Genomic DNA, 13,720 nt, shown 5'->3' on the forward strand with positions numbered 1-13,720 from the left:
TATTCCCAGTACAAATTGAGAAATTTCCTAATTTAATTTTGTACGTCTATTTTAATTTGATAAAAGTGGACCTTTACTTCCGATTACAATGTGAGAAAAACTTCCTAGTTTATTTTGAAAATTGACAATTAATCAAACAAGGTATTTTACTTCCATACTGAAATGCTTTTATTGAAAGAATTTATGTATTTTTTGACATTCCTGTTGAAGGAAGTTAAGATGCTGCGATTATTATAAACCCCTGTATTTTTCCTGAAATTGCTGGGGTGTGGCTCCCTCGTATTTCTTGAAAATTTTACTGAAATAATTCGGATCATTTATGCCGACATACTTTGAAATTTCATATATTTTCAAATTTGTTTCCATCAATAATTTTCTTGATTTTTCTATTCTGAATTTTGTTAAATACTGGGGTATACTCATTCCCATTTCTTTATTGAATATTTCGCTTATATATGTCGGAACTACTTTTACGTGCTCTGCTATATCGGTCAAAGTTATATTTTTATCATAATTTCCTTTAATATATCTGATAGCTTCCTGAGATATATGTCCGATTCCTTTTCCCTTCTTAACTGCCTCTTTAACGCATAATTGCAAAATATCATCCATGGAAAAATACATATCTTCAATATTGGCGTATGCGCTCAATTTAAACTTGCTTTCGATTTCATCGTCCAGATTCAGGTCAAAGGATGTATTGAACCGGAATACCTGGCCCTTAAGCTCTGTTAAGACATCCGAACAAAGGGATAAATCATAACTGTATTTCAATTGGTTTAAAAACATATCCTGCAATAAATCCCGGCAAATTTTTAATTGTCCCATTGAGCCGGAATCAATTAATTCATCCAGCAGCTGTTTAATCCGGGAATATGTAACCTTCCTTTTTAATTTCAATAATTTTTCATCTGTCATAACTATGGACTTATCATGAAAAAAAGCCAGCTTTCCAAGTTCCTGCAGCCTCATAAAAGAAGGAGTGAGCTGATTGTAATCTTCCAGTAAAGGCGAAATAGTTGTGAAATTAAAATATTTTTTATCTCCGTTGAATATTTGATTTTCATAAATATGCTGAATCAATTCGTTTATATGCTCCGCACATTTCTCAACCTCGCAGGCCAGGTGATTTCTCCGGTTAAACAGTATGCACATTTGCTTTGTATTAAAGTAATAATACATAAATATTTCATGATTAAAGCCATTATCATCCATGTATCGAGAAACAGCTTCCTCAGCCACGGCAAAAATTTTCAGATAGTCCGCGGCTTCAATATGATATATGCCGTTATACACCTCTTTCTTGATACCGGTCAGCAGCACGTAATAATCCGTAAATTCAACGTTGAGCCGTTCATTGATATCGGTTAATAGTTGTTTTGCATAGTCTTCCTTCTGTCCGGTAACAATCTCGTTTAAAAAAATTTTACGGGCTAGTGAAGATATGTTAACTACTGAATTTCCATTTTGTTCAACATTGGATTTCATCAAAACGCCTCCTTGTGAATATTATAACATGATGGCTGAAATGATCAAAAAACCCATAGGTTAACTCTGGGTTTTTTGATCGTTTAAAAAGATGAATATTCTATATCATAATATTTTTGCCGGCAAATACCAATGCTTTATTGCTATTTTACTTTTGCCAGGGCGTCCTTGACTGCTTCAGTTATGGCTCTGCTGGTCACAGTTGCACCGGCTACAATATCCACATCGGCAGACTGAGCTTTTACAATAGCTGAAGGTATATTTGCAATAGCTTTATCCGACACATTGGGTGTTTCGTTATGCTTTAGAATTTCAACTGAAAGGATCTTTTTGCCGTCCATTGCAACCTTTACGGTTAATTCTCCTCCCATACCTATACCTTTGCCTGTATATTCATTTTCCTTCAATTCAATCTTATCTTCAGCACCTATATCTGATTTAATGGTATTTTCCACAACTGTTTTTGGAGTGCCGTCCTTGGCCTTGGCTGCATTTTCCCCTGAAGTCCTGCCGGAGAATATGCACTCTGCCAGGTTTCCTCCGCCGTTGTATACATCTGTATAATAAGAGCCAAGTTCACCTGCACTGTATAAATGAGGAATGGGCTTCCCGTCCAAGTCGAGGACCTCGCCGTTCTCATTGCGTACAGGTCCGCCCTGGGTGTTGGTGAAAGTAGGCACAAGCTTCATAGCATAATAGGGGCCGCTGCTTGAAATGGCCTTCAGATTTTCAGCGTCGCGGTTAAACTGAGGGTCCTTCTTATCCTTGCAATATGCGTTATACTCCTTGACCTGGTTTGCCAGCCCTTCGGCATTAATACCAACTTTTCCGGCAAGCTCCTCAATGGTATCGGCTTTAACTATCCAGCCCTTTGCAATTTCCTCGGAGCTGTCCTTGCTCCAGGTTGTATATATGGGCCCTGCCAGGCGGGCTGTTTCGTCGAATATCGCATAAGCAGGCGACGGTATCTGCAATGAAACCCATGTGCCGCTGTTGTTTATATGCCCATGCCTTGGGAAAAATGCTTCGTTCATGAAACGGGTGCCGTCGGAGCCGGTAAAAATTGTGCTTCTTTTATTGAACCCGTTAGCATGTCCGTCATATTGTATGCTGTAGCCAAATGAAGTAACGCTGTCAGGATCTTTAAAATTCAAGTCAGGTCCGGACAAAGTGCTCATATGCCATAAATCAGCTCCTGCCTTCATTGCCATTACAATTCCGTCACCGGTATTATAGTGGGCGCCTTTGGAAAAGGCTTCAGGCATCTGTGTGTAATTTTCCACCATGGTTTCGTTGTTTTCAAATCCGCCCGTTGCAAGCACTACTCCGTTTTGTGCGCGGACATTCAATATTTTCCCGTCCTTTTCAACCTTAACGCCAAGAACTATTTTGCTGCCGGGATCCTGAATAAGTTCCTTGCCGGGAGCTTCAAACCATACATCTATGCTGTCCTTCCGGTCTGTTACGTTTTTGCGTAAGAGCTGCCATAACCTGCCGGTAAAAATCTCCTGCTCATCGATTACAATAGCGCTGATACCATCCGCTCCTGGAGCTTCGGGATATTCTATCAGAGGGAATTCAACGATTTTTTTTGCGCCGTGGGCTGTAAGCCAATCCCTTACAGCCATGCTGCCATCCACAATTGTTTCAATAATTTTATCGCTTTGATTATCATAACCGCCGCGGAGGGCCTTAAAATATGTTATTGCTTTATCTCTGTCCTTTGGCGCCATCACAATCTGTGCCGCATACCGGGTATTTCCTCCTTCCTGGCCTTCAGGCGCTTTTTCAACCAGCAACACCCTGGCCCCTTTTTCAGCCGCAGCAACGCTTGCTACGGCGCCGGCTCCGCCAAACCCTACAACTACTACGTCATATGCGGCATCCCATTTTATAGTATCCGCATAGGTTTTCTCCTGCCCTGCACCTTCACCAGCTTCACCGGGCTTATCCCCTTGCTGCTGTGTGCAGGATGAAAAAGATAACATCATTATTGTAATCAGAAGTAATGAAATCCAAGATTTAAATTTTTTCATAGTTTATCCTCCCCATAAAATAAGTTAGTGTAAAATGAATTATATTATCCGGAATAAATTAATTCCCGTCGTTATGTTAATTTTATAACGATATGTAAATTCATGGTAGAGTAAAAACTTAGACTTATAAGGAAAAAATTAGGTTTGTTCGACCTGCTTGCCTTAATTTTCCCAATAAAAAAGACCTTGCTTGAATTAATCAAACAAGGTCCTTTACTTCCATGCCAAAATGCCTTTTATTGAAAGAATTTATGTATTTTTTATAATATTTCTTTGGCGGCAGCCCGTATGCCTTCTTAAAAGCTGCTATAAAATTGGTATAATCCCGGAATCCGCATTTTAAATATACTTCCGTTACTGATACGTTTTCCATTATAAGCTGCTTTGCCATGCTAAGCCTCTTTTGAAGTATGTAATTATATAATGTAAATCCCACGCTCTTTTTAAATTCCCGGAGAAGCCAGTACTTGCTGATATAAAATTTATCCGCCAGTTTGTCCAGGGATAAATCGCAGCATAAATTCTCATCTATATATTCAATAACCTTATCAATATTCATACTGTATTTTATATCAACTTCTATCTCATCATGAATTATATTTTTATAAGCCCGGTTAAGATATATAAGCAATTCAACTATGTATGCATAGCTTAAAATTTCATGTCCGTGAGCCTGCTCTATACAGGTTTTCTCCAGTTTCAGCACTATATCCATTATAGTTTCCCGCAAATGTGAATTGGGTCTTAACACAACGGTATCAAAGCATTCAAGCAAATTTATTCCGTCTTCTTCTATCGTAGAAATAAATCCCGGTTTTATCCATAAAAGAACTCTTTCATAAATAGGTGTGGGTTCAAGCACCATATAGTGTCCTTTACAGCTTGCTTTAGTAAGGAAAATCTCACCTGCCTTTAAGATGTGCCTTTTGTCATCTACAATGACCGAAACCTCTCCTGCAGTGCAAAATGTTATGGCGTGATAATAGTTGGTATTAAAACTGCTGCCTTTAAATGCTCTGTCTCTTAGATAAAATAATTCAAATGCCTGTCCAGTCATTTTATGAGTAGCCATCTTCTGATTTGCATGATAAGACTCGGGGCGCAATGATTTACTCATAACTTAATCATCCTTTCATAGCATTCAAAACATTAATAGAACAACATCATTTTATTAACTTATATATTCTATTTTTTATAAGGCCAAAGAATTCACAGTTTTTTTAAAACTCCATTATGTCTCAGATATGTCTCATAAATGCTTAATTAAGACGTCAATATAATAACAAATATTATATTTTATTACAATATTGTAGCAACATTTCCAATAAATAGTGCAATATTTACTAAGTAACAAAGTTTAAATGACTGTATGATATATTTATAAAACCATTATATGTTAACCTTTCAGTAAAGTGAGGTGGCTGAGTTTTTTTATAAATTTGACAAAAAATTAATAAATGCCTTTACCACCAATGCGGCAGAAGGCGTAAAGATATGCCGGGGATGGGTTTAAAACAAGAAACTTGTGTTTCAGCAAATTAGGAGGGGTAATATGAATGAAGAAGTAAAAAAGAAATATGACCAGAGAATCAAGGATTATCTTGATACGGTAAATTTAAGGGAACCGGAACACGTTTTGGTCAGCGGCGGCATAGGAAATGCCCAAATCGGATTATACGGCATGACCATGCAGGAAGTTTTGGACGATCCCGAAAGATATGCGAAAACCTGTTCAAAGCTCTATGAGGATTTTGCAGTGGACTTTTTAAGCGGCGGCGCCTTAAATCCGCTGGAAGCAATATGGGCTTTAGGGAGGGACACATATTTCATAAGCAGGGACGGAATAACGGTACAGCATAAAGAGAGCGTACCCATGCTTGAAGATGAATATCCGCAGCTAATCGAAGACCCAATGAATTTTATAGTAGATACATTATTCCCGAGGAAATTCCCATTATTAACTGAAGGTTATCCCAAAAGCTATGAAGTATTGAAAAATGCTGCAAAAGCTTATCAAAAGTTCTTTGCGGCCAGCAGAATATATTCACAATATTGCATAGAAAATTACGGAGTCATATCACCTGTAGGAGCCAAATCCTATCCTCCCTTCGATGTCATATTTGACCGCCTGAGGGGATTTAAAGGAACGACAACGGACCTTCGCCGGCAAGCCGAAAATATGGGCAAGGCATGCGAAGCAATGCTCCCCATATATATGAAGCCTCTTGAAAACTTGACAGACAAGCTGCCCTTTGCAGGAACTACAATTCATTGTCCCACATATCTCCGCACATCAGACTTCGAAAAATACTTCTGGCCGACATACAAGAAAATGCTTCTTTTCGCACATGAAAAAGGCTCCAAAACATCAATAACCGGTGAAGGGGATATGTCAAGATTCTATGACCTTCTTTTAGACCTTCCGAAAGCAAGCGTAATCCTGAAACTGGAAAAAGACGACATCTTTTATGCAAAGAAAAAAATCGGAAACCATGTTGCAATAATAGGAAACTTCCCCAGCAGCTACATTAAATACAAATCCAAGCAGGAATGCCTGGACATGGCAAAACGCATAATGGATGAATGCGCCCCTGGCGGCGGCTTTATATTCGGAATAGATTTGCCTGCATTGTCTGTTTCCGATGTAAACGCAGAAAATATGCAAGCAATATTCCAGTTTGTTCACGATTATAAATAGGAGGGGATTTGTATGGAAAAGAAAATCAGCGAATTATTAAAGGAATTGGAAAAGGATGAAACTTTCATAGCTGACGAGGCAGCCCGCAAAGCATTTGTATTTTCGCTTATATTGATGATGATTGAAGCTTAAAATATTGGGGGTTTTAAAATGAGTAATATTTCAGATAGAGAAAATATGCTCCTGGTTCTTGACGGCGATCAGCCTGCATGGGTTCCCAACTATTCAAGGGAAATAGCCAATATAGGCATCCCATTGTTCAGAAGAACAAAGGATACGGTGACAGGTTACAACATTGACTTTTTCGGTGTGGAGTTCACCTCCACCGTTGACGGACCTATTCCGGCCCATACTAAAAATCTTCAATTCCGCCTTACGGATATTACAAAATGGCGGGATATTATGCCGAAAGTTGAATACGACACCATTAACTGGGAAGAGCAAAGCCACGATTCTTATGATAAGGCTGCCTGCTTTTACGGCAAGCTTGACCATAAGGATAAGGTTTTTAACTTAAGCCTGGGAGGCATTTGGGACGAACTTCATTACATCATGGGATTTGAAGGCGCGCTTTTAGCATTGGCTGAAGAACCGGCGGAAACCTATAACTTCCTTATGGCTATAGCAGACATGTATATCGAAGTTCTCCGCCGTCAGTCCAAGTACTTCAGGCCGGATTTAGTCACTATAATGGATCATATTTCAAATAAAAAGGATTTGATGATGTCGCCTAAAACCTACAGAGAATTGATAAAACCGGCTCAGAAAAAGGTATTCGAGGCAGCTATTGAATTAGGCTGCCGTGCCCAGATGCATGTTGACGGATATGTAGAGCCTGTCATACCTGATTATGCTGAAATTGGCGTATCTGTTATACAGCCTTTCCAAGTTTTCAATGATATTGAGAAAGCCAAGAGAGATTACGGCATTGTATGCATAGGCGGATGGGATGCCTTCGGGCCGGGCAACCAGCAGGAAGCCGATGAAGAAACAGTCCGTCAATCCGTAAGATTAGCCATAGATACCTATGGGCCTACAGGCAAATATGTATTTTGGTGCAGCGGTGCGACAGACAGAAACCCTGAACAACTTTTATGGTTGAATGATGAAGCCGATAAATATGGTCATGCATTCTACCAAAAATAATAGGAGGCTAACTTATGCTCAATTTGATAATCACAATTGTATGTGTTATCACTGCAGTTTACTTAATCAATAAAAAATTGCCAAACGTTGCCGTATTTCTTGCCATGGGCTTACTGGTGGCAGCGGGTATTACCATATTTACAGGAAAATCCGTTGCAGCAACCTCCAGCGGCAGTCTGGTACTTGATATATTTGAAGCAGTTAAAGAAACCTTCCTTACGACATTTTCTTCAACAGGAATGGCCATGGTTCCCATTTTCGGATACTCATCGTATATGAACAAAATCAATGCATCCAATGTTTTGGGCACCATTATTGCAAAGCCTATAGAAAAATCCAAAAATCCATATTTTGTGGGCGTTTTTATCACCATAATGATTTGCGGTTTAATGAGAATTGCCATAGTTTCCGCCATAGCTATCGTGGCCCTGTTCAGCACGACCTTGTACCCTGCCTTGATAAAGGCAGGACTCAGCAAGAGAACAGCCATTTCAGCACTGTTACTGGGTACCTGTTTTGACTGGGGTCCCGCAGACTTTGTTATAGCGCAGTTTTATTCCGGCATTCTCAATTTCCCCATGTCAGAATATTTTACCAGCGTTTCCATAAGGGTTCTTCCCATAGTGCTGGTGATAATTGCCGTAGTCAGCGGGCCTATAATGCAGTTTGTCGATAAAAAGCAAGGCTACGTATTCGGAGCAGACAGGGATGTATCGGAAGAAGTGGCAGCAACAGGGGATGCAAATGCCAAAACCCTTGAAATGCCTAAATTTTATGCCATATTCCCCATACTTCCGCTGTTGTTCATATTGGCGTTCAGCCCCATATTCTCTAAATTCACCATTAGCGTTGTGGCTGCTGTTGTCATATCCTTGGTTATAGTCTTTGTGGTTGAATCCATCCGCAGGAAAAAGATATTGGAACCTATAAACGATTTCATGGAATGGTCAAAGGGAATGGGAACTGCTTTTGGATCCTTGCTCACAATGGTAATCAGCTCCCAGTTCTTTGCAGGAATGCTAAACAAGCTAAACGGCTTTCGGTATCTCATTGATACAGTTTTAGGCGCAGGTATGAACGGTATGCTGCTTTTATTGCTCTTAGGCTTCGTGCTGATGTTTATGTGTTTGATGATGGGCGGAGGCGGTGTTGTCGGAATAATGACTGCGCCTGCCCTTACCACTATAGCAAGCTCCATGGGAATTTCCTATTATGCAGCTTCACTCCCGCTGCAGATAGCAAATGGTCTCCGCTGCTTTAACCTTGGCACCTCAGTTCATCTTCAATACTGTTCAGGCATGATTAACGACAAACCCATTGAACTGTTCAAGCGTGCCGCCATACCTGCCGCATTAATGTATGTGCTTACATTTATATTTTCCATGATTATTCTTAAATAATACCTCCATAACTCTTTACCTCATTATATAACAAGAAGACGGCTTGGCGGACGTCTTCTTGTTTTTTGGAACATTAACCAATACTTAGGGCTATTAGGACTATTAGGCTTGATTTTTGATAATAGCTATTGAATTTCTTGTGCGATCCCTATTTGTAATTGCCCTTATCCCCATAGTGCATTCATTGTCTTATGCTGCATGAGCGATAGTTTGTGGGTTTGGCTGATTTGCCTTATGGCATATCTCAATTTTAAAGGATTTGAAAAAAACTGCTCTGTTTTGAGCAGTTTTGATAAAGCATTTAGACGGTGGAGGTACAGCCACTGCGTAGCAGTTTAGTGCAATTTATATAATGGGAAGTTGTGGATTGAAAGAGAAATGTTGTTTTCTATAAGTTTATAAGCCCTTCACATAGACGATTAGCGAATCTATAGTTCCCTTATCCTCAAAATTCACTTTTGAATTATAAGTATCGAGAAATTCTTTGTCATCAGCTTCTCGCTCAGATTCAGGCTTTCTTTGAATCATGCCTTTCATCATAGCCATCATGACTTTATGGACAGGACCAAGTTTTTTATAGTCTATGCCTCCGCGCAGATGGAAGAATTTTGTTTTTGCGAGAAGCTCTGGCATAAAGTTTTTATTTATGATCTCACTATAGTCTGTTGAGTTGGGATCGGCTAATCCAACGGTAAACACGATAAGGTTTTTACAGGGATTTTGAGTAACCAGCTTTACACCTGCGATACCACCTGCATACAGACCACCACCATATATCACGACGTGGTATTGACTTAGAATTTTTGGTTCAACCGTTTGGGCTGCAAATAAATCTGCATTCAGTGCCGAAGCAATCCATTCAGCGTACTTGCGAGTTGAGCCGTATTTGGATGTATATGTGACTAAAATCTTTTTAGGCATTAGCTGTCCCTCCGTTTATGTTATCTAGATTATCAAATACCTTCATTAAAGAACCGCTTAAACGGGCAATTTCATCCACGCTCATGCCAGAGAACATACTGTCAATAAACTGCGTTGCAATTTGTTCATTATCTTTGTCCCACTGCCCGCATTTATCGTTTGCTGTTATCCGCAGGCTCTGCCGTCTTTCTCGTCATGATGGACTGTCACAAAGCCCTTTTCGGCCAGCTTCATATTCCTGTGGAATGGCACCTGGTAACGGAATATTCAGTTTTGTTTTTTACATTAGTCAATTCTTGTGCATGTTCCATATTCCTATATCTCTAAATCCTAAGCTTTTGTATATCTTTCCGGCAACGGGATTGTCGTAGAAGAGGCATAATAACCTTCCTTCAGATAAAAGCTCCCGGCATAATACATTCATACAAAGGGTGGCATAGCCTTTATTGCGGTGATTCGGGTGGGTGCTTACGCCAACTATCATGGCAGACACTGAATTTTCAGCAGTAGTGCTGGCAGAGGAAATAATCTTCCCGTTTTCTTCTATATAAAATACCCGGCCGGATTTAGTCTCCAGCTTGTTTTTGGTGCTTCTCCTGGTGCTGCCGGTAACCGGTGAAAATTCGGATGTAATGGACCACAGTTCCATAATTCTGTCCACGTCATTTACACCAGCCTTTTTGACCTTGCTTACATCGGATATTGCAGCTAAACTGCTGCTGTCTTTCAATTCGCAAAGGTATGTCGGGCGCCTTTCACCGAGTTTCAATCCGGGTATATTCTCAAACTTCTCCGTTACTCCGCCTTTTCCCGATATTACTTCCACACACTCAAATCCTTTCATAATATCGGCAAAACCAAATACGTCAAAATCACCCTTTGCATATATAATGACAGAATTATAATACCTTAACAGCACGCCTCTGTAATTTCCGTTATCGTCAAAGTCTCCCCACAAATCCATAAAGTCCTTATCATACCCGAAATTCTCAATATCACCTATTATAAATAGATTCATGGACGCTTCTTCCTTAAGATACTCCATAAGCTTGTCATTATCCTGAACTGATAATTTTCTTATCATAATTATCCCCCATCCTAAATGAGCAAATTGCTCATAATATCCATGAATCGAAATAAGGAAAGGATTCCTTTTATACATTACTCCCTATCTTATTGGATGTCCAAATGATCAAAGCCTGCCCAGGTCCAGCTGCTATCGATATATCTGACCATCCGATAGGCGGCTGGCTTAAATCCGCACTTGGGCCAAAAGGTGGAGGAGGCGAGGTTGGTGATCCTCCAATCCGCTATAATATGGCGAACACCCCGCTCTCTCATAAGAGAACAGCCTTCATTCATCAGCTTCTTTCCGACGCCGGTCCCCATCCGGCAGGGGTATGTACCGGCGACACTGAGCTCCGCGCCGCCGTCAGGCGACATCAACCCGGAAGCAGCAGCCTCATAGATTTGAAAACCCAACTCCTCCCCGTCTTTCTCCGCAAGGAGAACCGTCATGTCGCCGTCCTCCACGGTTCTTTCATATCCGGCTTTTATATCCGCCTCTACTTCGGGCAGCACAAGCTCAAACGTAGGTGCTGAATTCTGATATGACTGGATAATGCCGGACATGCGCCCCATTTTTTCGCGGTCCGCTTTGCCGGCAATACGAACCTTAATATCAGGCACATGTGCAAAGGGACGGTATTCCTCCAGATTCATGACCCCATGTACCTGCTGGATGAAAAAGCTCAGGCGCTGGAAGGCCTCAAAATATGCCTGATTTCCAAGAGGTACGATTACATAGTGCATAAAACAGCCTTGCTTAAGCCACGCAGTGCAGACCTTTTCATAGAGAGTCCTGATAAGCTCAGGAGATTGATCCGCTCTGACCGCCATTCCCTCATAGGGCACCCATGCATGCCTGCCCCTTGACGGGTCAACCTTGATCTCTCCCATGATATAGCCGGCTAATTCATTCTCTACAAACGCGCCTGCTCCGGTGACGGTGCTGCTCATAAATAACTTTTCAAGCGCATCCATGCCATATTTTGTGTTGAGACAGCGATTTTGAAGAAATGGGAATGTGTCACTCTCAAGTATCTGTCTTGATATCAGTAAATTAGTCATGGCGGGGATATCGGCAGTGGTAATTGCTCTGAATTCGGATATTGTCATTTCCATTCCTCCATATTGGGTGTAAGGACAAAATTGTAAAGAGTATATATACTTCACCTATCTCCTGCAAAGCTCGCCTTTATAATAGGTTTCCATATCCAGTATAACATGGTCCGCCTGGTTTTCCTATGACTTTGCTTTTCTGAACACTTAATAAGCTTGTCATTATCCTGAACTGATAGTTTTCTTATTATAATTATCCCCCTGATTCTAAACGCTTTTAAATTATTATAATTCTATTGCCCTATTTCGTACATATTCCAATTGCCTATATCAGTAAAACCAAGCCTTTTATATATCCTTCCGGCGGCCGGGTTATCATAAAACAAGCATAAGGATTTCCCTTCGGATAAAAGCTCCCGGCACAAGACATTCATGCAAAGGGTGGCATAACCCTTGCTCCGGTAATCCGGATGAGTATATACGCCGACTATCATGGCAGATTTGGAATTTTCCGCAGTTGTGTTGGCGGCTGACACAATAATCCCATCTTCCTCAATAAAAAACGCCCTGCCTGTTTTAACCTCCAATTTATTTTTAATCCTCTTTTTATCGGCTTGGGTGATAGGCCCGAATTCCTCTATGACAGCCATTGATTCTACAAGCCGGTCCGCATCCTCTATTCCCGCTTTTTTAACTTTGTATTCCTCGGGAAAACTAGACAATTTGTTGCCTCCTTTAAGCTCACACAAGAAGGTATTCCTCTTCCCTTTTAAATTAAAGCCTTGGATATTTTCAAACTTTTCCGTTACAGAAGCTTTCCCGGAAAACTCTTCAATTCCTTCTAAGCCCTTTATTATACCTGCAAATTCCTGCACATCAAAGCAACCTTTTGAATATGCTGTCAGAGAATTAAAGAATTTCATCATCACAGCCTTTAAATTGCCGCCTTCATCAAATTCGCCCCATAAATCCAAATAAGTTTTGTCATATCCGTAATTTTCAATATCCCCCATAATAAAAAGGTTTATGGATGCCTCTTCTTTGAGGTATTCCATAACCTTTTTATTATCCTGTATTGTCAATTTTCTAATCATGATATAAAATCCCTACTTCCAGTTCTTTAGAATTTCCCTGACTGACCTTGTCATTTCTATTGAGAAATCGGCGCTGAATTTTCTTAAATAGTTATGCTGTCCGGAATTTTCCGCCCCGCCTATAAAGCTTTTACTGCCCTTTTCGTCCATTTCTTTAAACATTTCTTCAAAATCATATAGGCTTAAACTTTTATACTTATCTTTAAAAACTATAAATCTTTCATCAAACCGATTAGGCTGCTCCCTTTTTACCTGCTGCTCCGTCGGATAACCAAAGCACACCATGGCAATAGGAAAGGTATACCGCGGAAGTCCGAACAGTTCCTTGTGAGCCTCATAATTTTCCATTATATCTCCTATGTAGCAGGAGCCTAACCCTAAGGATTCTGCTGCGATAACTGCATTCTGTGCAGCAATCAGGGCATCACAGCAGGCTAAGAATAAATCTCCCTCGCCCGGCTTTCTCATCTCCATATTATTTTTGCCGCAAAGCTCAGGCACCCCTGAAGCTATGTAATAATCATACCAGCGCTGATAATCCGCCAGAAAAAGCAGCACAAAAGGAGACTTGGCTATGAAAGGCTGATTATCGCAGGTTTCTGCCAGTGTTTCTTTAGCACTTTGTTCAGCAACCTCTATTATTGTATATAACATCATATTTCCGGCGGTAGGCGCCCTCATGGCAGACTTTATAATATGAGTCTTTATTTCCCCGGCAATTTCTTTATCTTCAAAAACCCTTACGGATTTTCTGTTATATATGGTCTTTAATGTTTCATTCATATGTAGTCCTCTCCTTTTAGTTTATTATTTTAC

The 13,720-nt window shown here is 40.4% G+C and carries 11 protein-coding genes; 3 read left to right on the plus strand and 8 right to left on the minus strand.

What is annotated here, in order from left to right:
* Window positions 1–231: 231 nt before the first annotated feature.
* The 3 genes from OXPF_RS15630 to OXPF_RS15640 all read right to left on the minus strand — a co-directional run bounded on the left by OXPF_RS15630 (window position 232) and on the right by OXPF_RS15640 (window position 4,641).
* Window positions 232–1,488 carry a helix-turn-helix transcriptional regulator gene (locus tag OXPF_RS15630; RefSeq protein WP_054876168.1) on the minus strand — a complete coding sequence of 419 codons (1,257 nt, stop codon included), beginning with the start codon at window positions 1,486–1,488 and terminating at the stop codon, window positions 232–234.
* A gap of 143 nt (window positions 1,489–1,631) precedes the next feature.
* Complete coding sequence (locus tag OXPF_RS15635; RefSeq protein ID WP_054876169.1) at window positions 1,632–3,524, minus strand: FAD-binding protein; 1,893 nt, start codon at window positions 3,522–3,524, stop codon at window positions 1,632–1,634.
* Between the two features lie 199 nt (window positions 3,525–3,723).
* Window positions 3,724–4,641 carry a helix-turn-helix domain-containing protein gene (locus OXPF_RS15640; protein WP_054876170.1) on the minus strand — a complete coding sequence of 306 codons (918 nt, stop codon included), beginning with the start codon at window positions 4,639–4,641 and terminating at the stop codon, window positions 3,724–3,726.
* Window positions 4,642–5,076: 435 nt separating this feature from the next.
* On the opposite strand from OXPF_RS15640, the gene OXPF_RS15645 reads away from it, so the two are divergent.
* From OXPF_RS15645 to dcuC, 3 genes are all read left to right on the plus strand, one after another.
* On the plus strand, window positions 5,077–6,222 hold the full coding sequence (locus OXPF_RS15645) for a uroporphyrinogen decarboxylase family protein (RefSeq protein WP_054876171.1): 1,146 nt from the start codon (window positions 5,077–5,079) through the stop codon (window positions 6,220–6,222).
* A 150-nt stretch (window positions 6,223–6,372) separates the two neighbouring features.
* Window positions 6,373–7,368, plus strand: a complete 996-nt coding sequence (locus tag OXPF_RS15650; protein ID WP_054876172.1) for a uroporphyrinogen decarboxylase family protein — start codon at window positions 6,373–6,375, stop codon at window positions 7,366–7,368.
* A gap of 14 nt (window positions 7,369–7,382) precedes the next feature.
* Window positions 7,383–8,768, plus strand: coding sequence for a C4-dicarboxylate transporter DcuC (gene dcuC, locus OXPF_RS15655; protein ID WP_054876173.1), 1,386 nt, complete (start codon window positions 7,383–7,385; stop codon window positions 8,766–8,768).
* Window positions 8,769–9,164: 396 nt separating this feature from the next.
* Here dcuC and OXPF_RS15660 read toward each other — a convergent pair whose 3' ends face one another.
* The 5 genes from OXPF_RS15660 to OXPF_RS15680 all read right to left on the minus strand — a co-directional run bounded on the left by OXPF_RS15660 (window position 9,165) and on the right by OXPF_RS15680 (window position 13,687).
* Window positions 9,165–9,689 (minus strand): flavodoxin domain-containing protein, encoded by a 525-nt coding sequence (locus OXPF_RS15660; RefSeq protein ID WP_054876174.1) that lies wholly within the window; start codon window positions 9,687–9,689, stop codon window positions 9,165–9,167.
* A 289-nt stretch (window positions 9,690–9,978) separates the two neighbouring features.
* Window positions 9,979–10,773, minus strand: coding sequence for a GNAT family N-acetyltransferase (locus OXPF_RS15665; protein WP_054876175.1), 795 nt, complete (start codon window positions 10,771–10,773; stop codon window positions 9,979–9,981).
* Between the two features lie 89 nt (window positions 10,774–10,862).
* Window positions 10,863–11,924, minus strand: a complete 1,062-nt coding sequence (locus OXPF_RS15670) for a GNAT family N-acetyltransferase (RefSeq protein WP_242854425.1) — start codon at window positions 11,922–11,924, stop codon at window positions 10,863–10,865.
* Window positions 11,925–12,103: 179 nt separating this feature from the next.
* Window positions 12,104–12,904 (minus strand): GNAT family N-acetyltransferase, encoded by an 801-nt coding sequence (locus OXPF_RS15675; RefSeq protein ID WP_054876177.1) that lies wholly within the window; start codon window positions 12,902–12,904, stop codon window positions 12,104–12,106.
* 12 nt (window positions 12,905–12,916) lie between these two features.
* Window positions 12,917–13,687: a nitroreductase family protein gene (locus OXPF_RS15680; RefSeq protein ID WP_054876178.1), complete on the minus strand. Its 771-nt coding sequence runs from the start codon at window positions 13,685–13,687 to the stop codon at window positions 12,917–12,919.
* Between the last annotated feature and the right edge of the window lie 33 nt (window positions 13,688–13,720).

The organism is Oxobacter pfennigii, assembly GCF_001317355.1.
GTDB lineage: Bacteria > Bacillota > Clostridia > Clostridiales > Oxobacteraceae > Oxobacter > Oxobacter pfennigii.